General features: G+C 37.9%; 23 protein-coding genes. 4 read left to right on the forward strand and 19 right to left on the reverse strand.

The features are described from left to right. Window positions 1-21 precede the first annotated feature (21 nt). The 18 genes from ACI6MV_RS10510 to ACI6MV_RS10595 all read right to left on the reverse strand — a co-directional run bounded on the left by ACI6MV_RS10510 (window position 22) and on the right by ACI6MV_RS10595 (window position 18,497). On the reverse strand, window positions 22-903 hold the full coding sequence (locus ACI6MV_RS10510) for a basic amino acid ABC transporter substrate-binding protein (protein WP_407270246.1): 882 nt from the start codon (window positions 901-903) through the stop codon (window positions 22-24). A gap of 235 nt (window positions 904-1,138) precedes the next feature. Then, window positions 1,139-3,079 carry a BglG family transcription antiterminator gene (locus ACI6MV_RS10515; RefSeq protein WP_407270247.1) on the reverse strand — a complete coding sequence of 647 codons (1,941 nt, stop codon included), beginning with the start codon at window positions 3,077-3,079 and terminating at the stop codon, window positions 1,139-1,141. 281 nt (window positions 3,080-3,360) lie between these two features. Further along, on the reverse strand, window positions 3,361-4,749 hold the full coding sequence (locus ACI6MV_RS10520; protein WP_407270248.1) for a glycoside hydrolase family 1 protein: 1,389 nt from the start codon (window positions 4,747-4,749) through the stop codon (window positions 3,361-3,363). A 14-nt stretch (window positions 4,750-4,763) separates the two neighbouring features. Next, on the reverse strand, window positions 4,764-5,069 hold the full coding sequence (locus ACI6MV_RS10525) for a PTS sugar transporter subunit IIA (protein ID WP_407270249.1): 306 nt from the start codon (window positions 5,067-5,069) through the stop codon (window positions 4,764-4,766). Between the two features lie 84 nt (window positions 5,070-5,153). After that, a complete protein-coding gene (gene celB, locus ACI6MV_RS10530) occupies window positions 5,154-6,464 on the reverse strand; it encodes a PTS cellobiose transporter subunit IIC (RefSeq protein ID WP_407270250.1) in 1,311 nt (436 codons plus the stop codon). Window positions 6,465-6,489: 25 nt separating this feature from the next. Continuing rightward, complete coding sequence (locus ACI6MV_RS10535; protein WP_407270251.1) at window positions 6,490-6,798, reverse strand: PTS sugar transporter subunit IIB; 309 nt, start codon at window positions 6,796-6,798, stop codon at window positions 6,490-6,492. Window positions 6,799-7,325: 527 nt separating this feature from the next. Next, window positions 7,326-8,222, reverse strand: coding sequence for an NAD(P)/FAD-dependent oxidoreductase (locus ACI6MV_RS10540; protein ID WP_407270252.1), 897 nt, complete (start codon window positions 8,220-8,222; stop codon window positions 7,326-7,328). Between the two features lie 523 nt (window positions 8,223-8,745). After that, a complete protein-coding gene (locus tag ACI6MV_RS10545; RefSeq protein ID WP_407270253.1) occupies window positions 8,746-9,654 on the reverse strand; it encodes an AEC family transporter in 909 nt (302 codons plus the stop codon). Between the two features lie 64 nt (window positions 9,655-9,718). After that, window positions 9,719-10,162, reverse strand: coding sequence for a threonine/serine exporter family protein (locus ACI6MV_RS10550; RefSeq protein ID WP_407270254.1), 444 nt, complete (start codon window positions 10,160-10,162; stop codon window positions 9,719-9,721). A gap of 382 nt (window positions 10,163-10,544) precedes the next feature. Continuing rightward, window positions 10,545-11,303, reverse strand: coding sequence for a threonine/serine exporter family protein (locus ACI6MV_RS10555; RefSeq protein ID WP_407270255.1), 759 nt, complete (start codon window positions 11,301-11,303; stop codon window positions 10,545-10,547). A 227-nt stretch (window positions 11,304-11,530) separates the two neighbouring features. After that, window positions 11,531-12,481, reverse strand: coding sequence for a dipeptidase (locus ACI6MV_RS10560; RefSeq protein WP_407270256.1), 951 nt, complete (start codon window positions 12,479-12,481; stop codon window positions 11,531-11,533). A 12-nt stretch (window positions 12,482-12,493) separates the two neighbouring features. Beyond that, complete coding sequence (locus tag ACI6MV_RS10565; protein ID WP_407270257.1) at window positions 12,494-13,207, reverse strand: gamma-glutamyl-gamma-aminobutyrate hydrolase family protein; 714 nt, start codon at window positions 13,205-13,207, stop codon at window positions 12,494-12,496. Between the two features lie 567 nt (window positions 13,208-13,774). Continuing rightward, the gene (locus ACI6MV_RS10570; protein ID WP_407270258.1) at window positions 13,775-14,386 is read right to left on the reverse strand and encodes a flavin reductase family protein; all 612 of its coding nucleotides are present in this window, start codon (window positions 14,384-14,386) and stop codon (window positions 13,775-13,777) included. A gap of 89 nt (window positions 14,387-14,475) precedes the next feature. After that, complete coding sequence (locus ACI6MV_RS10575) at window positions 14,476-15,306, reverse strand: ABC transporter permease (RefSeq protein WP_407270259.1); 831 nt, start codon at window positions 15,304-15,306, stop codon at window positions 14,476-14,478. 7 nt (window positions 15,307-15,313) lie between these two features. Then, window positions 15,314-16,279: an ATP-binding cassette domain-containing protein gene (locus tag ACI6MV_RS10580; protein WP_407270260.1), complete on the reverse strand. Its 966-nt coding sequence runs from the start codon at window positions 16,277-16,279 to the stop codon at window positions 15,314-15,316. A gap of 33 nt (window positions 16,280-16,312) precedes the next feature. Further along, window positions 16,313-16,744, reverse strand: a complete 432-nt coding sequence (locus ACI6MV_RS10585; protein WP_407270261.1) for a MarR family winged helix-turn-helix transcriptional regulator — start codon at window positions 16,742-16,744, stop codon at window positions 16,313-16,315. 498 nt (window positions 16,745-17,242) lie between these two features. Beyond that, complete coding sequence (locus ACI6MV_RS10590; RefSeq protein ID WP_407270262.1) at window positions 17,243-17,986, reverse strand: ZIP family metal transporter; 744 nt, start codon at window positions 17,984-17,986, stop codon at window positions 17,243-17,245. Window positions 17,987-18,059: 73 nt separating this feature from the next. Next, the gene (locus tag ACI6MV_RS10595; RefSeq protein WP_407270263.1) at window positions 18,060-18,497 is read right to left on the reverse strand and encodes an Lrp/AsnC family transcriptional regulator; all 438 of its coding nucleotides are present in this window, start codon (window positions 18,495-18,497) and stop codon (window positions 18,060-18,062) included. Window positions 18,498-18,662: 165 nt separating this feature from the next. Here ACI6MV_RS10595 and ACI6MV_RS10600 point away from each other — a divergent pair, with 165 nt between their 5' ends. The 3 genes from ACI6MV_RS10600 to ACI6MV_RS10610 all read left to right on the forward strand — a co-directional run bounded on the left by ACI6MV_RS10600 (window position 18,663) and on the right by ACI6MV_RS10610 (window position 21,669). Next, window positions 18,663-19,286, forward strand: a complete 624-nt coding sequence (locus tag ACI6MV_RS10600; protein WP_407270264.1) for a YitT family protein — start codon at window positions 18,663-18,665, stop codon at window positions 19,284-19,286. 852 nt (window positions 19,287-20,138) lie between these two features. Then, entirely contained in the window at window positions 20,139-21,035 is an 897-nt protein-coding gene (locus ACI6MV_RS10605; protein WP_407270265.1) for an SGNH/GDSL hydrolase family protein, read from the forward strand. 22 nt (window positions 21,036-21,057) lie between these two features. Continuing rightward, window positions 21,058-21,669 (forward strand): YpmS family protein, encoded by a 612-nt coding sequence (locus tag ACI6MV_RS10610; RefSeq protein ID WP_407270266.1) that lies wholly within the window; start codon window positions 21,058-21,060, stop codon window positions 21,667-21,669. Window positions 21,670-21,867: 198 nt separating this feature from the next. On the opposite strand, the gene ACI6MV_RS10615 is transcribed toward ACI6MV_RS10610, so the two are convergent. After that, window positions 21,868-22,023: a hypothetical protein gene (locus ACI6MV_RS10615; protein WP_407270267.1), complete on the reverse strand. Its 156-nt coding sequence runs from the start codon at window positions 22,021-22,023 to the stop codon at window positions 21,868-21,870. Window positions 22,024-22,525: 502 nt separating this feature from the next. Here ACI6MV_RS10615 and ACI6MV_RS10620 point away from each other — a divergent pair. Next, window positions 22,526-22,669 (forward strand): hypothetical protein, encoded by a 144-nt coding sequence (locus ACI6MV_RS10620; RefSeq protein ID WP_407270268.1) that lies wholly within the window; start codon window positions 22,526-22,528, stop codon window positions 22,667-22,669. Window positions 22,670-22,789 lie beyond the last annotated feature (120 nt).

Here is a 22,789-nt window from a genome sequence, read left to right on the forward strand (position 1 = left end):
CGCCACTTTTATAATTTTCACTTATTCTTGTGCAGCTTCTAGCAATTTATCAATTTCTGCTTCGTTCCCAAACCATTCTTGATAGATTTCATTGTACGTACCATTTTCTATTACTGTTGTTAACGCAGCGCTAATTTCATCAACTATTTCACTACCTTTAGGGAACATGTAGCCGTAGTATTCAGATTCAAAATTCTCTTCGTCAGTGATCGCTTCAACGCCTGCATTAGGATTGTTTTTCACATACTCGGCAGCAACGACGTTATCTGTAACGACAGCCTCGATATCTCCATTCGCTAATGCTAAGAAAGCTACAGCTGTTGTGTCATATTTAGAAATATTTTCGTTGTTTTCTCCAACAATTTTTTCCGCTGCTTCTTCACCAGTCGTACCTGTTTGCACACCAATTTTGATACCTTCTAAATCATTTGCACTAGTAATACTGCCACCTTCATTAAATACAATCATATGTGTAGATTGGAAGTAAGGTGCTGAGAAATCATAAGACTCTAAACGTTCTTCGGTAATCGTTATTGCAGAAACCCCAAGGTCTAAATCCTCAGATTGTAAATAAGCAAATAAAGGATCCCAACCCGCATCTTCCAATTCATACTCATAACCTGCTTCTTCCATTACAGCAGCTAATAGATCTACATCAAATCCAACCATTTCGCCTGTTTCCATATATTCAAATGGAGCAAATGCCGCATCCGTACCGATTCGTAAAACTGGCTTCTCTTCTGCTGCTTCGTCATTTGTACCTTCCGCTGGTGCGTTGTCCGTTGTACCCGCATCTCCACTTGTAGCATTTTCTTCATCATTCGTGCTTGTCCCACATGCCGCTAGAACCAACAGTCCTAAAAGTAACATGAATACATGTATATTTGATATTCTCTTTTTCATTATATATCCCCTTAATTGCATATTTATAAATCTAATAAGAGAATAATACACATTACATACATTTTAATCAACGTTTTTTTGCATAAAAATACTGGAATTTATTTCTTTATGCAAAAAAATCAATATAACCCCATTTTAAATATAAGGCTTCTTTTATGTAGAATCGAACTAGTTGTAAGAAATAATTATAAACTAAAAAACAGATAGCTTAACCTACCTGTTTTCTTTATCTACATTAAGATGAACGAATTAATATCGATATCATCTCGTTATAGGATTTACATTTTAATAGTTGTTGTATTAACGATGGGTTCTCAACGATTTTGGTAAGCATTGCATACATGTTTTGCAAATCTTCGCTGCTGTTTTTTTCTACACATAATAAACAAACGAATTGTACACGTTTATCTTCCCAAAGTATCGGCTTATCTAATGTACATATTGAAATAAAAGTATGATCTGTTTGTGGTGTAATCGGATGAGGAATCGCCGTTAAGTTGCCAAAAGCTGTCGGAGCAATTGCTTCTCTTTTATACACCGCATCAAGAAAACCGTCTTCCACAATATCTTTGGCCTTTAATTGTTCATAGATAAACGTAAGAACCTCATCTTTTGATTCAAATTTCTGGTTCAAAAAAACACGGTCTTCCTTTATATAATCCGTTACACTATTAGCATGACCAAGTATATGCTTTTCGATCTTATCCAAATCCTTCTCACCCAGAATTGTGTTCACTTCTATTACAGGGGCAGAAAGATTTTCCTGGATAGGGATACTGCTTATAACAAGGTCCACATCATCCAATTGTAGTTGGTTTAACTTATAATATTCTGTCGTACCTGCAATTTCGATTAAACCACCGAATTTCGATTGAATTTTATATTTAATTAACTGCGCACTACCCAACCCTGACGCACACACAATCATACAACGTGTCGGACGCTTATTGAGCTTACTTCTTTCAATCGCCGCGCCAATATGCAAAGCAAGATAACCAATTTCATTTTCATCTATTTTTACACCAATCTGCTCTTCTATAGCAATTCCAGCTATGATACCTGCTTCAAACGCGAGTGCATAATTTGCCTTAATATCCTCTAGCATCGGGTTTCTAATATTCATTCCATAGCGAAACCGATTGATCGCTGGTTTTAAATGTAAACCTAATGCAATAATCAATTCGCGGTCATGCCGAATGTTAAGATTCAACTTTTCCTCTATCAGGTCCAAAGCCGCTGTCGTTAGTTCATAAACATCCGCTTCCATCACTTTACCGATTTCTTGTTCGCTCATATTCGACTGCCGAATCATTTTTGTTCCGAGCAAATGAATGGCAATGTAAGCAACCTCTACAGCTGGATAGGTAACTTGTAAGATACCCTCTGCTTTTTCGACAATCTGCTTAGCTACTTCATACTCTTTTTTATCTATTATTTCCTTTAGATCTTGTTTAACGATGGAAACGTGATGTCCACTTTTGATTCTTCGATAAGCAATTACCATATGAATAAATAAATTATTGACTGCTATATCAGACAGCGTAATGCCGTGTGATTTTATTTGAGCGAGGATGGTAGTCCATAGTTCCTGTAAGCTTTCCTCATCGATAAGTTTTGCTAACTGATCACGAATAACCATGTTCATTACCCGTTCATTCCTATTGAATACAAACTCAGATACGGCATAGCGTAGTTTCACTTCGCTGCCTTTAACTTTCAACCCATAGTTCGGCCGCTTTTCCAAGGTTACACCGTAACCATCTATGATTTTTTTGGCTTGACGTATATCATTTTGAATCGTCGATTTGCTTATATGCATCTCATCGGCTAAATCATCTAATTTCAAATAATTCTCCGCAAGTAAAAAGCGCCTAATTAAGTATTGGATTCGGTCTTCAGGTAAATCAGGAGAAGGTTGCGCTTCACTTGTTTCATCTTTAATCTCATCGTTTAAAAAATTCCGAAATTCAAGATCATTTTCGATAACAAGTTGATAACCCTTACCTTTTAATGAATTTATACAAGCACCATGCTTTACAAGAATATGGTCCAGTGTCTTAACATCTTCTCGAATTGTTCTTGATGTGACTTCAGCAACATTAGCTAAATACTCACTTGTCAATGGCTGTTCAGTAGCTATTAATTCCTGTAAGATTTGCATTAGACGGGAGTTCATTTCTCATCTCCTCTCGTTCTATCTATTTTCCTGTAAGTACGTGTTCAAAAAGAGGACGAATGATCAAAGATGTTACGCATGAAATAACCAACTTTAGAAAGGGCCTCTGATCATTTGTCGCCTTTTTGAACAATCACATTCAATAAAAAGTTTCTGTTAATCTAACTCTGTATTTTTATATCCATATTATACTATGACCATCCATCATATATTAAATATTCTTACCTACAGAAGACTATACATAAAGGTGTAGCTGACTTTTTGTCGCTACACCTATTATTTTAAAATCCGTTATTGTTAGATACATCTGCAAACCATGAAGCACTTTTCTTAGCCGTTCTTTCTTTTGTTTCTATATCTACTGAGAAAAATCCATATCTATTTTTGTAGGCATTAGACCATGACCAATTATCCATAAATGTCCACAAGTGATAACCCCTGGCATTACAGCCTTCTTCAATTGCTTTATACAACCACTTTAGGTGACCTTGAATAAATTCAATACGGTAATCATCTTCAATTCTGCCATCTTTAATAAAACGAGCTTCATCTTGAACACCCATACCATTTTCTGAAATGAATGATTCAATATTCCCATAATTTTCTTTCAGGTTAATCATGATGTCATATATACCTTTTTCGTAGATTTCCCAACCTCTGTATATATTCATCTTTCTACCTGGCATTTCATAATTGTCGAAAAACCAATCAGGCATAAATGGACTATACGGATTTGGCAAACTCTCTTTCGCCTTTACACGGCGTGGTTGATAATAATTTACACCGAGCAAATCTACAGTATTATTTTTTAATAGCTCTGCATCACCGGTGACCGTTGAAGGCAGTTGTCCGTGTTCTTGTAGAAGATCTATTAGCTCTTGTGGGTATTCTCCCAATACAGCTGGGTCAAGGAAACTTCTATTAAAAAACAGATCTGCTATATGTGAAGCTTTCAAGTCTGCTGGATTTTGGCTTCTTGGGTATGAAGGCGTTAAGTTAAGAATAATCCCAATTTTGCCGTCCTTCACATCCAATGACTTAAACTCTTTTACAGCTTTAGCATGAGCAATCATTGTATTATAAGCTACTTGAAATGCTTTCTTTGCGTCAACGACGTTAGGATAGTGGAAATCATATAAATATCCGCCTTCCACGGGTACAATAGGTTCGTTAAAAGTAAACCATTTTTTCACTCGGTCCCCGAACAATTCAAAGCATGTTTTTGCATAGACCGTGTATGCTTCGACAACCTCGCGACTTTCCCAGCCGCCTTTTTCTTGCAGCTCTAATGGCATGTCAAAGTGAAACAAGTTAATAAATGGCTCCACATCATTAGCAATCAACTCATCAATCACGTTATTATAAAAATCAACAGCCTCTTGATTCACTTCACCTGTACCACTAGGGATTAAACGAGACCACGAGATTGATGGACGAAATGAGTTATGACCAATTTGGTTCATTAGTTGGATATCTTCTTTATATTTATGGTAAAAATCAGATGTTGTTTCTGGCCCTACTTCTTCAAAAAAACGGTTGGGCTGTTGTTGATACCAATAGTCCCAGATGTTTTTACCCTTTCCACCATCTGATGCTGCGCCTTCTGTTTGTGTTGCTGAGGCTGCACTTCCCCACCAGAAACCTTCAGGGAATCTATATTGTAAAGACATGTGGAACCCTCCAATTATTTAGTACGATATATTTCAATAATTTCAATAGCTAGATCTCTTACTGTCATAGCTGTCATAAGATGGTCTTGTGAATGGACAAGAATAATGTTAACGGATTGTCCTTCTCCACTAGCCTCTTCTTGTAACAATTTTGTTTGAAATTGGTGAGATTTTGCTAGCTCTTCACCAGCTTCTTTAATTAGTTCGTCTGCACGATCAAAATTTCCCTCTTTTGCTTCTTGAATAGCTTCCATTGCGCTTGATTTACCGTTTCCTGCAAAAAGAATAATTTGAAACGCAATTTCTGTAATTTTGTCCATTCTTTTTCACCTCTATATTTTGTTAGTTTAATAGCAATCCGTATCTCCAAATTGAGTTTGAAGATACGGATAAAATTTTATGTTTTATTTAGAATTTGCTTCTTGTTCATTTTTATAATATTGGTTATCCATGATTTTAAGGAACGGCCACCAGATTACAAATACGATTACAATGTTAACTAATTGCAGAGCTGCCCCCTGCCACGCATTACCTGTTGCTAAGAATCCACTAATAATTGCCGGTGTTGTCCATGGTACGATTACGCCCGCTGGTTTTGGAACTATACCTGTTGCCATTGAGAAGTAAGTTACAAGTGCAATTACTACAGGTGCAAGCAACCAAGGAATAAGTGTTAATGGATTCATAATGATTGGTAAACCAAAGATAATTGGTTCGTTAACGTTAAAGATTCCTGGAGGTCCACCTAATTTACCAAGTTCTTTCAACTGACGACTTCGTCCGATTAGGAAAATACCGATCACTACCGCAAGTGTCATACCTGATCCACCAATACCAACGATAAATGTATCGATAAACTGTTTTGTTACAATGTTCGGTAGTTCTGTTCCATTTACAAAAGCTTGATAGTTTTGATCATTTAACGCATACCAAATCGGATCGAATACTGAGTTTACAATAATTTGTCCGTGTAGACCAAAGAACCAAAATAATTGAATTAATAGAACTGCGATGATTGTTGCTGGCAAACCACTACCTAGCGCAGTTAATGGTTCTTGGATAAGTGTATATATAAAGTTTTGTACTGTTTCAAACGGTGTATAGCTAAAGATAATACGCACTACTAAGAATATAGTAAGTGTTAAAGTTATTGGAATAAGAGCACTAAACGATCTTGATACCGCATCCGGAACACCGGCTGGCATTTTAATAGTAAGATTTTTCTTTACAAAGTATTGATATAATTCAGCCGCAAAAAATGCTGCGAAGATTCCAAGAAACATACCTTCTGCACCCAATACGGATGTAGGGATAACTCCTCCAACTTCATGTGCAACATCATCTAAGACAAATTCAGATAATTGTGGTGTTAAAATTAAGAATGCTCCAAGTGCAACAGCTGCACCATAGATTGATTCTCCTTCACGTTGTTCGACCATTTTGTAACCAATACCCATGATTACAAATAATCCCATAATACTTAGTGTAGCAGCTGATGCTGGTCCTAGTGCGTTTTGGTAAGCTGACCAAGCACTTTCACCAACCCACTCATTAACGAACGGTAAGTTTGCTAATACTACGAAAATGGAACCAAAAATGATTAGTGGTAATGCTACCATGAAACCATTACGTAGAGCAGTTAAATATCGGTTGTTATTTAATTTATCAGCAACCGGCATTAGAATGTTTTCTAATACTTCCATAAATCTATTCATGCATCTCTCTCCTATTCTGCGTGTGTTATTCGCCTATTAATTCTAAGGCTTTATTTAGTACCGCTTCGCCATCAACACGGCCATAAGCCATTGGGTCGATAACGTCTAATGGAATTCCTACTTGTTCTGCAGTTACTGCAAATTTCTTTTTCATAAACCTCATTTGTGGTCCAATTAAAAGAACATCTGCTTTCTCCATATCTTTTGGAGCTTTGTCTTGAGCTACTGCCCATATTTCTACCTCTATACCTCGAGCGTCTGCCGCTTCTTTCATTTTAGATACTAATAAACTAGTCGACATACCAGCTGAACAAGCTAATAAAATACGTTTCATGTCGAAATTCCTCCTTATTTGTTTCTGTAATTACATTGTAATGAAAAAGCGTTTTCAACAACACACATTGTTTTTCCGTTAACAAGCGGAAATGATTAATAAGAGAGAGTACATGAAAGGAAATAAAAAAGATTATGCCCGATTTAGAATCAGCTATAATCCTTTAACTTATTTATATATTAGTCTTTTTTTCGGATAGTTTGTCGCTTTTATAGGATTGAATTAAAATCCGACGTAGGAGAGCAACCTAGTTAGCTTTGCCTGCCGAAATCATAACCGAATTGAACGGCCATACAAGCGCATATTTCTCCCGTATTTCCAGTTTTGATGATTTAACGGCCACCACAGCACTTATTTATCGATAACAACCTACAAAAACAAGAATATCAGTTAAATAAGTGCGCTGGTGGCCGCATAATTCTAATAATTCCTCTTTTGTCACATATAAGAGCAATGGTGGCCGCCAACGGCTTTCCACCCTCGCAACAATTGCCTCAGATGTTCAACTACATCCTGTCCTAACTTCCCTACTCCTTCAACAAAAATTTATGCATCCATATCGCGGCCTGCATACCATCTCCCATGGCAATGGTCACTTGCTCGGAATGGGCAACAACATCACCAGCAGCCCAGACATTTTCTACATTTGTAAGTTTTGTTCTTGGATTAACTAAGATGTGTTTATTATGGTGAAGCTCTACTCCCAACTTACTGGCAATGGTTGATTTAACATCATTACCACCGAAGGCAACAAATCCTTTATCCGCAGTGATACAAGTATGATCTTTTAATTCAACATGGCCAATCTGTCCTTGATGACAAGCCACTTCACTAATTGACTGGTTGTAGAATTCGATACCTAATATATCGAGTTGTTCTAATAATTCCTTGTCCACTGCCGTTTGTTCATGGTTAATATAAGTAATCTGATCTGTCCAATAGTTCAATGTTATTGCCATATGAGCTCCCGCATTTCCAGCCCCAAGTACAACTGTACGTTGTCCCTTAACTTCATAACCATCACAATCCGGACAAACATAAACGCTAACACCTAAACAGGGTGTTAATTGCTCAAGTAAGGGAATATGATCCATGATCCCTGTTGCGATTAATATTTGTTTGGCTTTGATTAAGGCTCCCTGTTTAACCTTAACTTCAAATAGCTTTTCGCTTTTTTCCACTTCACTCACTGTACCTTTATGAAACGCTATATCCAATTTTTCCGCTTGGCTCCTGCCAATACGCCTAAGTTCCTCACCAGAAATACCATCAGGCCAACCAAGAATATTATGATAACTACGACATAAATTTGAGCGCCCATTTTCATCATCAATTACTAACACGTTATGCTGATATCTTCCTAACTGGATAGCAGCTTGCAGTCCCGCAATTCCACCACCAATGATCACGCAATCATAAATCATATAACACCTCTCCACTTCAACTCATATTTATAGTTTTAACGTCTTTGTTACACCCTACGTGTGGAAGTTCAACCCAATTTAACAAGAGAGGACTAGCGATAGTTCGGTCTAGAGACGGAGACAAAATCAATCTTCCTGCGGTTATGGTTCGTAGTATTTTTCCCTATAATAAAGATATAGAAAACAGAGGAGTGATGAAGATTTTTAATGCATATGAAGTTCAGCAAATCGTAGATAATCGTCGCCAGAAGTAATTAACACTTACAAAAGGAGGAATAAATATATGTTTAATGCATATGAAGTTCAACAATCAGTTAATGACAGACGTCAGAAGTAACAATAATATTGATGAAGGAGGATCTTTACATGTTTAATGAATTCGAGCTTGAACAAATTATAAGTGATCGTCGCCCTAAATAATAATTAACAAGTAAAAAAATGAAATCGGGGTGAACTTAAAAATGTATACATGCCAACAAAAATAGACCCTCGTTCCAATTCAAATGGAAGAGGGTCTTTTATTTTACAATAAAAGTGCAAGTATAATGGGAATAGTAACAACACTAAGTAAGGTACTCGTTAACGTGGCACTCGAAACAAAATCCGGCTTTGTATCAAACTGCAATGCATACATTGTCGTATTTGCAGCCGTAGGCATCGCTGCCATAAGGATGATAATATTCCTTATCATATCATCAAGCGGAAGTGGAACCGTGATCAAATACGCTATAATTGGTCCGCCAACCAACCGCAACAATAACGCTAACGATAATCTACCCTTCTCCAGCTTCTTCAACTTAATCGTTGCTAGCTGCATGCCCAAGACGATCATAATTGTAGGAATTGCCGCATCTGCCACCATGCTAACAGCAGTCATCAACTGCGCTCCAATATTAAAATTAGCAAGATTAAAAACAACACCTAAGAGTGCCCCATAAACGATTGGCATCATTAATACTTCTTTTAAGGGAGAATGCTTTTGACCTCTAGCATTAGATGCACCGCCGTACGCAGCAATATAAATACCAATCGTGCACATAATTAATTGCTGTAATACCATAAGTATAACTGCATAATGAAAACCGGCTTCGCCAAATACAAGAAGCACTAGTGGCGTCCCATAATTTCCATTATTCATAAAGGAAGATGCTAATATAAAACTACTTCGCTCTTGCTTATTCCACTTGCCTATCGCTCCGATCACATAACAAATAAAAATAGACAAGCCACATAGCAGTAGTAAGGAGGCTCCTAAGTAGAAATAATCAATATTAATTTCATTTTCGTAAAACGTGCGAAAAGCCAAAAATGGCGACATTAAGTAAAGTGCCATCGTTGAAATCGACTTAATTTCAAACTTTAATAACTTAAACCCTATGTATCCGATCGCAAACACACCGAAGATTGGTATGAGAACAGTTAACACATTCATGTAGCATCACCTGCATTAGATTATAACGAAATTGTTGGTAAAGAAGCTACCATAATGTGCTATGTTAACGTTTTGCTTTTAATAATTTCGTGTTACGAATCAGCTGATTAATAATTTCCGAGAAAACAAGACCAATCGCAATTGCCCCCGATATGAGAAAAGCCTTCGCAGCCAACTGAATTGCTTCGTTATAATCATTTTCGACAAAGTTACGCATCGCATCATAAGCAAGACCCCCTGGCACTAAAGGGATAATGCCTGACACAATAAAAATAATAATTGGCGTTTTATAACGCTTCGCACAAATTTGGCTCCAAATTGCCACTGCAAATGAAGCAACAACCGCCGCTGGAACAGCATCGATAGCTTGTTCTGTTAACAAAAAATATATAACCCAGCCAATCATACCTGCTAGTCCACATTGTATAAGCGAGCGAACTGGTGCATTAAAAATAACACCAAATGCACTTGCTGCAATAAAGCTTGTAATTAATTGTTCAATAATCATAAGTTTTCCTTCCTATGACTCAATTTTGCTAAACGCCGGCGTAACTCGGAGAGTCTTGCACCGCTCCGGAAATCCACTTCGCTTTCCGCGGGGGGCTAGTGAGCCTCCTCGTCGCTTCGCTCCTGCGGGGTCTCACTTAGGCCACTAGTCCCGCAGGAGTCGAAGTGGATTTCCTACGCTGCTAACGGGATTGCTATTTACGTCGGGTGATTGGAGCTCCAGGCAGTCGACTCCAGCGGGATTAGCACGAGCTGAAGATCCACTTAGAAGCGCACTTTGCTTCTGAGTTAGCTGAAGCCGTGCCAGCGGAAATCACGAGCACCACGCTACAACGGAGTTTACTTCAACTATGAAGAACATCAATGTATACGAAAAGAGTCTTTTAAATAAACGAAAAAACGATAGCTATGCCAGCACCAATCGCAAATGCTGTTAGGAAAGCCTCCGCTCCCTTTGACAAACCCGAAACGAGGTGGCCTGCCATCAGGTCGCGTACCGCATTTGTAATGAGCAGCCCTGGTACAAGTGGCATAACTGATCCAATAATAATTTTATCTAGTTCCGTACCGATATGGAGATATATAGAGATAAATGCTAACAAACCAATAATAAAAGAAGCAAGAAATTCAGCAAAAAAGCGAATTTTTACGATCTGGTGAAAGTACACCATGGAAGAAAAACCAACTCCACCAACCACACAGGAAGGTAAGAAGTCGCTCCATCCTCCCTGAAACATAATCGTGAAACAACCACTCGCCAGTGAAGCAGCAGCAATTTGTACAGCTATTGCATATGTATGTGTTTGTGCCTCTATCTCTTTTAGTTGTTCTGCTGCCTCATTGACCGATAACTCTCCCCCAGTTAACTTTCGTGAAACGCTATTAACCAATGTTACTTTATATAAATCCGTTGATCTTTCTAAAATTCGAACAAAATTCGTTTGTTCTGTTTCACCTAGGGAAAATATGATACCCGTGGGCGTAACGTAGCTTTGTGAACTATTTATACCTAATGATGACGCCATACGCATCATCGTATCTTCCACTCGATACGTTTCCGCTCCACTTTGTAGCATAATTCTGCCTGCTAACAAACAGATTTTTATAATTTCTGTATTGTTCGGTTGATCGTTCATCCTCATCGCTCCGATAATCTATAAACACTTGTCAAATGCTTTTGATTGTACTATTTAGATATATGTGAAATTTATTCGCAACTGAGTCAATTTCATAGCTACCTTATGCTTCGTCCACATATAGTTCGGAGATGGTGGATGCAGATAGCTAAAAATCAGTATTATGAAATTGACTAAACTTTTTCAAACTTATAATTACCCTATGAAATGGACCTATCCTAGCGTAACATAATTTATTTAGGCAAATGCGCTAAAAAGTTTTGATAAGCGAACCCCTTAACTTGTTCTTCATTATAATACTTAAGTAATTCCTCAATTAAATTCTGGTATTTACCAGCATGCTCTAAATTTTTCACAAAAGAAGAAATTCCATCAAAATCAGAGCCGAATCCAATATTGTTTACTCCACCTAATCCACACAGATGATCGATATGCTTGATTAAGTCACCAATTGATGCTTGCTCACTATCCTTATTTATAAATGGCGGATTAAACACCATTTGAATAAGACCGCCTTTGTTGAACATCGCCTTCGCCTGATCATCATAAAGATTCCTTGGATGATCACAGATGGCTCTTGCATTAGAATGACTAGCAATTGGATAGTCAGCATATTCAAGAATATCCCAAAATCCTTTCACAGTCGAATGTGCTACATCTGTAAACACCCGGTGATCGTTATTAAGCTTTACCACTTGCTTGCCAAGTAATGTTAAGCCGCCACCGCGTGGCTCTCCAGCGCCATCCGCACAAAGATTCGCATTGTTCCACGTCATCCCAATCGAAAGAACCCCTAACCGATAAAGATGTCTTAGCTTTACTAAATCGTTTCCGAATGCATCTGCACCTTCTAGTGTAAGGACAGCACCAACTTCCCCGTCTTGTAGAAGCTGAAAATCTTCCCATTGTTTGATATGTTTCATTTCCGGATTTTTCGCGAGCACTTCTGTATAAAATAAATCAACTTGCTCTAATGCATGCTGCCACTTTTCGTCAGAAGGCACATCAGGTTCAATAAATATAGCAAAAAATTGAGCCTTTACCTCGCCAGCAATTAATCGCTCAAGATTCGTATCTAAGCTACTAGCATCTCTAAATGTTAGCGGCTTTTGGTTGTATATGCTACCTCTTTTAGCTAATTGTAGTTTTAATAATGCATCACAATGTGTATCAATAATATGCATGAATTGTCCCTCCTAGTTTGATTGACAAGCAGAAATAAACCCATCGTATATTTTTAGCGAAGTCACGTCTTGTATTGAAGCCATATTTTCTGGATGCCATTGTAAACCAAGTACAAAGCGATGATCAACACTCTCGATGGCTTCAATAATTCTATCATTTGCTCTTCCGCTTATTTGAAAATTTTCCGGAACTTGACGATTTGCCTGATGATGTCTGCTGTTTACCTTTATTTTATCCGAACCCGTAAGTTCATACAGTAATGAATCCTTCATTATTTGAATATAATGAGAGCCATGCCCTTTTGGTGCTTGCTGTTGGTGCTGCAGCAAGTCCATTTCAATTTGCGAGTATATATCCTGATACATATCGCCCCCCGCCGCAATATTCAACACCTGGCAACCTCTGCAAACGGCAAGGAGTGGTTTATTCATCTGTAAAAACTCTTTTATTAGCAAAATTTCAAAATGGTCCCGTGCAGGGGTAATTACACCTAGTTGTTGATGAGGCTCTTCACCAAATAGCGTAGGATCAATATCGTAGCCACCAGTAACGTATAATCCATCTATTTTTTTAGCCACCTGCCGAATATCCTCTAGCTCAGTAAGATTCGGCAAAAACACTGGGATTCCACCTGCACGAACAATCGCATCCGCATTAGCTGAACTAACGGAATAACCTTGTTCATCTATTTCCATCGATGAAGTAATTCCTATGATTGGCTTCATATAATCGTCCCCCTCATTTCTTCCATATCATATGCAATGATATATCTTATGTAGTATGAAGTTGTCTTAGTTAGAGGTCTGGTGATTTTTTCACTCTTTTTTACAACTGTTTTATTCTTCTTTTCTTTAGACTGTCATCTAAAATAGTGGTGTTATTGCACAATTTATCCTAAACTCTGTCGTAACTTGGAGAGTGCTTGCACTGCTCCGGAAATCCACTTCGCGCACCATAGGGGGGCTAGTGAGCCTCCTCGTCGCTTCGCTCCTGCGGGGTCTCACTTAGGCCGTTTCTTAAGGACTACAGGCTAAACCCGTCCTTGTCGGACAACGCCTGCATGACCCTTGCCGTGCCTCAGGAGTCGAAGTGGATTTCCTACGCTGCTAACGGGATTGCTCTTCATGTGGGGTGATTGGAGCTCCAGGCAGTCGACTCCAGCGGGAACAGCACGGGCTGAAGATCCACTCAGAAGCGCTCTTTGCTTCTGAGTTAGCTGAAGCCGTGCCCGCGGAAAGCGACTGCACGGAGCGGAAATCTCGAGTACTACGACGCATTTTACTTCAAATTTGTCATTTACGGGAAGGGAATTTTTTAATCGGCAAAGAAAAGAAATTATTACTATATGTATAATCACCGGCCATTCGACCGATTACTTCTAGATTGTGGGGATCAACTTTATCGTTATCTGCAAGAATCTCTTCATCAATATGGTAACAAACAAGTGTACCAAGAACGAGAGTGCTATTACCTACTGGAATTAATTGATCAAGCTGACACTCCATACTAATCGGTGATTCAGCAACTCTTGGAGACGTGACATGCTTACTTTTAGCGGTGGTTAGCCCAGCTAATTCAAATTCACTTTCATGTGGAGGAACGTTCAGGCTACTTTCATACATCGCATTTGCAAGAGGGGCGTTTACAATGTTGATAACAAAATCTCCAATCTCCCTAATATTATTCAACGTGTCCTTGGCTCCGTTACCCTCCTCTTTAGCTGCTATGGAGATACATAATGTAATTGGATCTAATGATGCAACTGTAAAAAAGCTATAAGGGGCAAGGTTGGTTTCCCCTGCTTTGTTAACTGTTGATACCCACGCAATCGGTCTAGGCACCACCGCTCCTTTGATTAATTTGTCCATTTGACGTTCGGAAAATTGGGTATGGTCAATGATCATAAAATCACCTCGCGAGTATTAATTATCTCCATTATACGCACAAAACGGCAAGCATCCAACAAGGATACTTACCGCTTTTTTAAAATTGCTTATGCTTCCGAACGCGAGAACCGAAATGTTGCTAGCACAACAAACACTACACTGATTAGAAGAACAACAATAATTTCATCCGTAAAGGTAATCACATGATTAAATACTGTTAAATCCAGCCCCATTGCTTCTCGCAATATAGGTGCCATTTGATCTGGTTGTAAGATGATTTTTTTAAACATATCAACACAATATGTTAATGGATTTATTTTTACGATAAAGTTCATCCAGCCCGGCATTCCGTTTAAAGGAAACAATGCCCCTGATAAGAATAGCATCGGGAATATTAAAACTTGAATGACCATTTGAAAGGCTTGCGATGTTTTTAGTGTACTTGCAATCAATAAACCAATCGATGATAGCGCAAATGCGACTAGGAACATGACCGGGATTAACTGCAGGATCATCATAAACGATATCGAAACGCCAATAAACGGTACAAAAATCAACATCATTAATCCTTGAAATAAGGCAACAGTGCTCCCTCCAAGTACCTTACCTATAGCAATAGAAACTCTTGATATTGGTGCGACTAATATCTCTCGCATATACCCAAATTCCTTATCCTGCACAACTGATAATGCCGAAAATATTGCCGTATTAAAAACGGTCATTCCAATAATACCAGGGAACATAAACTCAACAAAATCAAAGTCAGCAAGTGCACCCGATGTGCCTCCTGCTCCCATCATCGATGACATTGCCCCGCTCATACCACTACCAAATAGTATAAGAAACATAAACGGCATCGCAAAGGATCCTACCATTCTAGCTCGGTCTCTGAAAAACTTAATCACGTCTCGTTGCCATATCGCTATTATTCCTTCCATCTTATTGTTACCCCCTCATAGTTCTTTTCATTTTGTCTTTACTAGAAGCCGATTCTTCCCTAATTTCTCGCCCAGTAAGGTGGAGAAAAACGTCATTTAACGTTGGTCTACGTAAATTGACGCTCGTTATCGGAATATCGAACTCTTTCACAAAATTCACGAGGAACTCACTACCTTTATCTACTTGGAAGGTAAGTATGCCTTGCTCTAATTTCACTTCCGTATTATAAGTTTGTTCAATTAATTGTTTAGCATCTTGATTGTTTTCGGTAGAAATTGCGATAATATCGCCACCAACATTCGTCTTTAATTGCTCTGGCGTATCAAGTGCAATTAACTCGCCATGGTCCATAACAGCTACCCGGTCACAGATTTCCGCTTCGTCCATATAGTGGGTTGTTAGAAAAATGGTGATTCCAGCTTTTTCTTTTAACTTTAGAATATACTCCCAAATATGAGCGCGCGTCTGAGGATCTAATCCTACCGTTGGTTCATCTAAAAAAAGCACCTTAGGATAATGAAGTAATCCTCGGGCAATTTCTAATCTTCTTTTCATACCACCAGAAAATGTTTCTACGATGTTTTTTCGTTTATCGGTTAAATCTACTATTTGAAGTACCTCTTGAATTCGTGCTTCTCGCTTATCTTTGTCGATACCGTAAAATTTGCAGTGTAGCATCAAGTTTTCATTAGCGGTTAACTTTTCATCTAATGTTGACTCTTGAAAGATTAATCCAATACTTGCTCTAACCTTGTTTTTCTCTGTTACATTATCAAACCCATTAATACGCGCTGTACCTTCTGATGGTTTGATAATCGTAGACAGCATATTGATCGTTGTACTTTTACCTGCTCCATTTGGTCCAAGGAATCCAAAGATTTCTCCTTCTTTGACAAATAGATCTATTCCCTTTACTGCTTCAAAATCTTTATAGCGCTTTTTTATTCCCTTCACTTCAAGAATATTTGACATTAGCATTTCCCCCTGTCACTTTACCTGATTTTTTTAAGCTTTCTTCACTAAGTTTCTTAATGACGTTAACCCTTTAACGATTTGTTGTTTTTCTGCTTCACTGGATTCATCTACCAAGTCCCCTAAAAATGTTGTTACCATATTGCGCATCGATTCGTGTAATTCTTTTACTTGCACCGATGGAACAATATATACAACTCGTTTATCTTCCTCGCTTCGCAAACGATTAACATAACCTTGTTTTTCCAGTCGATCAATGATTCCAGATACAGTACTGTTTGCCAGACTCATTTTTTTACTAATATCACTAATTCGAAGCTGCTCTTCTTCAGATAGCATAAACATAATCATCATTTGTGGCGGTGTTAGTTCATATTCCTTAAATGCTTCCCGCCATCGATGATTGAGCGAAGCATTAATCTCTCTTAACAATGTGTTAATTTCTGAACCAACTTGGTGTCTCATTGGTTATTTCTCCTTAATGATATATTTCGCAAGCTAATATTTCGTATACGAAATATTATAACATACGATACTATGTAAGAAAACATTATTGTATTTCGGAAAAATTGGTAGAAATTACGACGGTTTTTGCGGACACTAGGCATGAGGTGGATCAAGATGTAGGACGAAACCGGCAAGTTATTTTTTGACGGACATCAGAGCGCTTATCTGTGACAAAAAGGGCAAAAATAGAATTGCGCGGCCACCAGAGAGCTTATTTGAATAAAACCGTTGTTACTGTAACTTGTTTTAGTAAATAAGCTCTCTGGTGGCCGCCAAATCACTGATCCAGGCATTTCGAGCAAAATAAGGTCTTCTGCGTCCGCCAAAAAGTTTTGTTATCTGCTCGTGCTCGACTTACCGACCATCTTATGCGCCCTGTTCCTAGCCGACATTGTATGCGGAAAAAGTTCATATTTCTATGGCTAATCACTGCATCGCATTTCCCATCAAAAGTGGTTATAAATGGTGCAGCCACAACGAAATGAATATGCCGATTGCCGTTATAAAGCCTACAGTCGGTCCACCTTCTTTATACGCTTCAGGCATCATTGTTGAAGCAACCATCGCAATAATTGCTCCACCTGCAAAAGCACTCATGATTGCTTTTATACTATTGGAGGCATCTTCGAGCATTACGCCTCCCCATGAACTTAACGCCGAAAAGAAAACGACAGCAAGCCAAAGCACCATAATTTTTTTCTTAGAATAACCACTCTGCTGCAAGCCAACTGTGCTGGAGATACCTTCGGGAAGGTTACTAATAAAAATCGAGATGACTAACGCTAAGCTAACCGAATCCTCTGTAAGTATACTCAGCCCGATCATCGCTGACTCCGGGAGCGTATCCATGATTGTCCCAATGAAAATGCCTAACCCCGATCCTTTAACAGCTGTTTTTGCTATCGATTGTTGTTTGCCATCGGTTACTTTCCGATGCTTACCCCCTCGGTGAGAGACGATAATATCCAATATTGTAAATACTAATGCACCACCTAGAAACCCTAATCCAATCTCTGTAAAACCACTAATTTCCAACGCATCTTCTAACAATTCATAGGTTGTGGCTCCAATTAAAGCGCCCGTACCAAGCGCCATAATAAATCCGATAATTCTTTTGGGTATCGATACTAACAAAACAATCACAGCCCCGAGCATGGTAGCAGAGGCAGCAATTGTTCCCCACATGATGGCATTCCACATAAAAGCGGTTCCTCCCACAATCAAGCTATCTTTGCTCTTATTGTGCCCCGTTTCCGCTTCCATAATGCTAATTTCACTCTTGTGGCAAGATATGACGGTAAGAAACTGGTGATGTTAACACCGTTGATGTGTTAATTGTTGCATACGGCATTAAACTGTCAATTAGCAAACGCATCCGGTCCATACTAGCAACTGCTGCCTTCAGAAAATAACTAACATGACCTGTAACACGGTGACATTCAATAATGTCTTCCTTCTGTGCAACCATTTTTTCAAATTCCTGTGGAGACACCTTCAATCCACTCACTTGAATAATTAGTAAAATTTCACGTCCAACCGCTGGAAGCGACACCCTAGCTGTAAATGCTTCAATGATCCCCTTTTCCTTTAACCTTTGAATCCGTTCCGACACACTAGGTCGACTTAACGCTAAAGCTTTAGATAAATCACTAATTGTAATCCGTGCATCCTTTTGTAGTAAGCTCAATAACTGAATATCTAGTTTATCCACGTAAACCCTCTCATTTCATTTTGAATTTTATACAACCTATCTATATTCATTATGAAGTATATTTTAGATTATACATACCTTTTGTTATATATAAAAGCCTCTTTATATACTAAAATTAAAGATAGGAGTATTTCGTGAAAACCATTGAAGGGGAGTTCATACTATATGAAAAAATGGTTTATGATATTTTTAGGTGTATTAATCGTTAGTACAGGTGTGATTATCCTGAAACATACACATGTCGTCACCGGGGGAACAGCTGGGCTTTCGTTAAACCTTGCTTATTTGTTCGGGTTACCTTTTTCCGTTCTCTTTTTTATTGTTAACATTCCTTTTTATATTTTTTCGGTCGTTCAAATGGGCTGGAAATTTACATTATACACAATTGCATCGGTTAGTCTTTTGTCAGGCTTAACGAGTATCGACCAATGGCTACCAGCTTTCTCCGTACCTGTTTGGGTTGGTGTATCTGCTGGTGGGGTTATTATCGGTTTAGGACTATCGATATTATTCGCTAACGGTTCTTCATTAGGAGGAGCGAACATACTAGCTCTATTCCTTCATAAGAAGTATAAATTTAATCCCGGAGTAACAACGTTCATTTTTGATTTTATCGTTGTGGCTACAAGCCTTTATGCAGTTGGTCTATTAAGAGGCGTATCCTCTGTGTTTTCGATCGCCATCACATCAATAGTAATTAGCTACTTTAAAAATTACATTGCTACGAAACAAGAAAAGCCTGTTCGCTCGAAAAATGTTGCTGTTAAAAAACATACAGTCGAAGCATAGGGACTGTCTAACCAGTCATTAAATTTCAATCAAAAGAACGTGTCACCAATATGGTGACACGTTCTTTTTGCGTTAGATAGCTAAACTCCGTCGTAACGTAGTGCACGTGATTTCCGCTCCAGGCAGTCGCTTTCCGCGGGCACGGCTTCAGCTAACTCAGAAGCAAAGAGCGCTTCTGAGTGGATCTTCAGCTCGCGCTTTTCCCGCTGGAGTTGACTGCCTGGAGCTCCAATCACCCAACGTAAAGGCATACCCCCTAGCAGCGGAGGAAATGCCCTTCGACTCCTGCGGGACTAGTGGCGTAAGTGAGACCCCGCAGGAGCGAAGCGACGAGGAGGCTCACAAGCCCCCCGCGGAAAGCGAAGTGGATTTCCGGAGCGGTGCTAGCACTGTCCAAGTTACGACGGAGTTTACTTCAACTATGAATTCTAAAATCCACAATCTTTACGAAATGAGCCATAGTTTTTAATCACACGCATGGATTTGTAAATCCATGCGTGTTTCGTTTGGTTATCATATGAAGGATAATATTTTAATATTAATTGATAAATGCACAGGCCCTTTGTCTATTAAATTAACACCACTAACAGGAAAAACTATCATAATGCGAATTCAACCCGCCTATAGTATACTAATGGTAGGTTTTATTATTAGCTGTTTATTCCATTTCATAATCCGCATCCAGTCTCAAACGATAAGTGGATGCAGATAACCGTACAATATATTACAAAATTGACTCGTGCTTCGCAAACAATATTTCATTTCTTTTACACTTCCCTTTGCTTCGTTTGGTTACTTATTTTAATGGGAATAAATAGTAAGCATTACTATTTTTAGATAGGTGGGATAGAAGTGCGCCAAAGAAATACTACATTGCTCTTTACCTTTCTAGTCATTATGATTGTTGGTTTGTTCATTTTGCTAAGACCATATAATTTATTTGACAACGAATCAACACACCAAGAAGAGGAGCAATCAAATCAGCAGGGTGAAACAGATAATCCACTAGAATCTACCGCAGTATTTAATCAAGTATCCGCTGAAGATCAACAATCTACAGCACCCGTTGCTAAAATCACAGATAATAATATGAATTTATCAATCAAAGAAGATTTAAATATTGTTGCGATTGGTGATTCGTTAACAGAAGGTATCGGGGATGAAAGCAATGGTGAAGGATATGTTGGTATATTGGAACAGACCCTAAAAACAAGTAGTGAAAATGTAACTATAACTAATTATGGCGTGCAAGGAAATCGTACAGATAATTTACTGGAGCGATTGGATCGTAATATTATTATCGATTCTATTAAAGATGCTGATATTGTTCTTATTACGATCGGTGCCAATGATATTATGAAAGTAGCACAAGACAACATTCTTAATCTAGAATATGAACCATTTGAAAAAGAGCAAGTACATTTTAAAGATCGTATGCGTTCCATCATGGATAATATCGCATCCAAAAATCCCGATGCAATCATTTATTTAATAGGCTTCTATAATCCTTTTGAGCAATATTTTGGTTACATTAAAGAGCTAGACCTGATTGTGAATAGCTGGAATGCGACAGAGCAAAGCATAGCCAATGAATTTGATAATGCATACTTTATCGCTACAAAAGATCTATTTGAGGATCGAGACGATTTATTAGCAACCGATAATTTTCACCCAAACAAAGCAGGCTATCAATTAATGGCAGATCGTATTTTAAACAAAATTCAACCATCCATCATCGTAATGGAATAAGCATTGAAGAAAGGTGAACACAATGAACAAACTGCTTGGATTAAAACATAAGTGGAAGCTTTTATTTTTTAGCTTACTCAGTATTAACATTGGTATCATTGTTATCATTTGTCTTTTATTATTCCTGCCATCTGCCACCGTAGAATTTCCAGAACAACAAGATATTGAAAATGTGGCTGGTGCCGAATTTACTGTTCAGTCTAGCAAACAGAATGTAGGCGAGCTCGTCAATGGCTACCTGGATAAATTACTAAAAGACAATGATGGAAAATATACGGTTCACCTTGATGAGGATGTAGAGTTAACAGGGGTTGTCAAGGCATTCCAAATAGAGATTCCTTTTTCCATTCGTTTGGAGCCAATCGTCCAAGAAAATGGAGATCTTATTCTACGTCAAAAAGAAATATCACTTGGATTGTTGCACTTACCAAATGAACAAGTACTGCGTTATTTAAAAAATAACTTACCAACTCCTGAATGGGTAACGATAGATCCTAACAAGGAAGACATCTATATGGCGATCACTCAAATGGAAGTGAAAAGTAATTTTAAAGTGAAGGTCCAGCAGTTCGATTTAGAAAACGACGACATTTCTTTTCGAATAAAGGTACCTAATGAAACACTAGGTTTGTGATTTGCAAAGAAACTAAATTTTAATAAATAGTTCCGATATAATGGATAAAATCTAAAATATTAAATGACGTACAAAACGCTTGGATTTTCTATCCGAGCGTTTTGTTTATAGAGTGTTCTGTTTGACTAAAGCACCCGTTAACGCAATAAGCACTGAGCTTCTATTAGCTGGTTTAACTGAACAAAGATGATAACTTTATCAGAAAAATAAATTTCTTAAATAAAGAAAACCATATATCAAGACACCACATATAACAACAAATAGTCCAACCATTACAAAACCATAAGTAAAGCCTTTGCCCATTGAAAATAAGTCCAAAAACATATTTTTAAAACCCGATAGTAGCTTAGACATTTTTTCCTCCCATTTGCAATTCGTTTATTAAACTCTTCTACCAGTTAGTTTAACTAGATCTATTCACAATCTCTACACTTATTTTAACATAAAATTACAATTACCCTCTTATTATAAAGAAATCGGCATCGTAAGTAACATACAAATTCACCTAGGAAAGAAGCACATTGACAACAGCTATTGACATTATTCGATTTCGTCTGTTTCTCAAACGAAACGCAACTACTCATTATATTCACTAAGTAGTTTACTTTCATAGATAAAAATAAAAAGTTAATAAGCTAGCATTCCATCGCATATTGATTGGCGTATTTTTTTAATTGATATATCAGTGTTTGCTTATGAGCAGCGTCTCTCCAAACATTGTGATTATTACATAAATCAACAACAGTATAGAATAAAATGGTAAAATACTAATTAGAAGTCTAAATCGAATATCAGAACATAGGAACTAAAAACTTGAATTATAGTTCTGAATAGTAAGGATAGGAGGTCATTATAAATGCTAAAAAGAAAGCTATTCTCTGCAATTTTAACTTTACTAATTTCAACCATAGTAATTACTATTTTTCTGCCGATCGATGGTCTTCTTGGAAAACCAAAACAAGATACGATATATCTAGATCTGATGCTTGTAGGATCATAAATTAGCATTGGTATTGCTTTATATGGTTTCCCTGTTTCATTAATTATCGAGCTGTTATCAAGAAAAGCTAAAGGGGGAAGAATTTTACTCGCATTTAACTTATATATTTTCTTTGGCTAT

Source organism: Radiobacillus sp. PE A8.2 (genome assembly GCF_045635475.1).
In the GTDB taxonomy this organism is placed as follows: Bacteria; Bacillota; Bacilli; order Bacillales; family Amphibacillaceae; genus JBJGXI01.

Coding starts and splice junctions, on each gene's coding strand:
- ACI6MV_RS10520 (WP_407270248.1), bottom strand. CDS start 4,749: ATGTCTTTACAATATAGATTCCCTGAAGGTTTCTGGTGGGGAAGTGCA.
- ACI6MV_RS10540 (WP_407270252.1), bottom strand. CDS start 8,222: ATGATTTATGATTGCGTGATCATTGGTGGTGGAATTGCGGGACTGCAA.
- ACI6MV_RS10600 (WP_407270264.1), top strand. CDS start 18,663: ATGAAAAAATGGTTTATGATATTTTTAGGTGTATTAATCGTTAGTACA.
- ACI6MV_RS10515 (WP_407270247.1), bottom strand. CDS start 3,079: ATGAACTCCCGTCTAATGCAAATCTTACAGGAATTAATAGCTACTGAA.
- ACI6MV_RS10545 (WP_407270253.1), bottom strand. CDS start 9,654: ATGAATGTGTTAACTGTTCTCATACCAATCTTCGGTGTGTTTGCGATC.
- ACI6MV_RS10555 (WP_407270255.1), bottom strand. CDS start 11,303: ATGAGGATGAACGATCAACCGAACAATACAGAAATTATAAAAATCTGT.
- ACI6MV_RS10610 (WP_407270266.1), top strand. CDS start 21,058: ATGAACAAACTGCTTGGATTAAAACATAAGTGGAAGCTTTTATTTTTT.
- ACI6MV_RS10585 (WP_407270261.1), bottom strand. CDS start 16,744: ATGAGACACCAAGTTGGTTCAGAAATTAACACATTGTTAAGAGAGATT.
- ACI6MV_RS10560 (WP_407270256.1), bottom strand. CDS start 12,481: ATGCATATTATTGATACACATTGTGATGCATTATTAAAACTACAATTA.
- ACI6MV_RS10570 (WP_407270258.1), bottom strand. CDS start 14,386: ATGATCATTGACCATACCCAATTTTCCGAACGTCAAATGGACAAATTA.
- ACI6MV_RS10510 (WP_407270246.1), bottom strand. CDS start 903: ATGAAAAAGAGAATATCAAATATACATGTATTCATGTTACTTTTAGGA.
- ACI6MV_RS10615 (WP_407270267.1), bottom strand. CDS start 22,023: ATGTCTAAGCTACTATCGGGTTTTAAAAATATGTTTTTGGACTTATTT.
- ACI6MV_RS10590 (WP_407270262.1), bottom strand. CDS start 17,986: ATGTGGAATGCCATCATGTGGGGAACAATTGCTGCCTCTGCTACCATG.
- ACI6MV_RS10565 (WP_407270257.1), bottom strand. CDS start 13,207: ATGAAGCCAATCATAGGAATTACTTCATCGATGGAAATAGATGAACAA.
- celB (WP_407270250.1), bottom strand. CDS start 6,464: ATGAATAGATTTATGGAAGTATTAGAAAACATTCTAATGCCGGTTGCT.
- ACI6MV_RS10535 (WP_407270251.1), bottom strand. CDS start 6,798: ATGAAACGTATTTTATTAGCTTGTTCAGCTGGTATGTCGACTAGTTTA.
- ACI6MV_RS10575 (WP_407270259.1), bottom strand. CDS start 15,306: ATGGAAGGAATAATAGCGATATGGCAACGAGACGTGATTAAGTTTTTC.
- ACI6MV_RS10620 (WP_407270268.1), top strand. CDS start 22,526: ATGCTAAAAAGAAAGCTATTCTCTGCAATTTTAACTTTACTAATTTCA.
- ACI6MV_RS10525 (WP_407270249.1), bottom strand. CDS start 5,069: ATGGACAAAATTACAGAAATTGCGTTTCAAATTATTCTTTTTGCAGGA.
- ACI6MV_RS10580 (WP_407270260.1), bottom strand. CDS start 16,279: ATGTCAAATATTCTTGAAGTGAAGGGAATAAAAAAGCGCTATAAAGAT.
- ACI6MV_RS10550 (WP_407270254.1), bottom strand. CDS start 10,162: ATGATTATTGAACAATTAATTACAAGCTTTATTGCAGCAAGTGCATTT.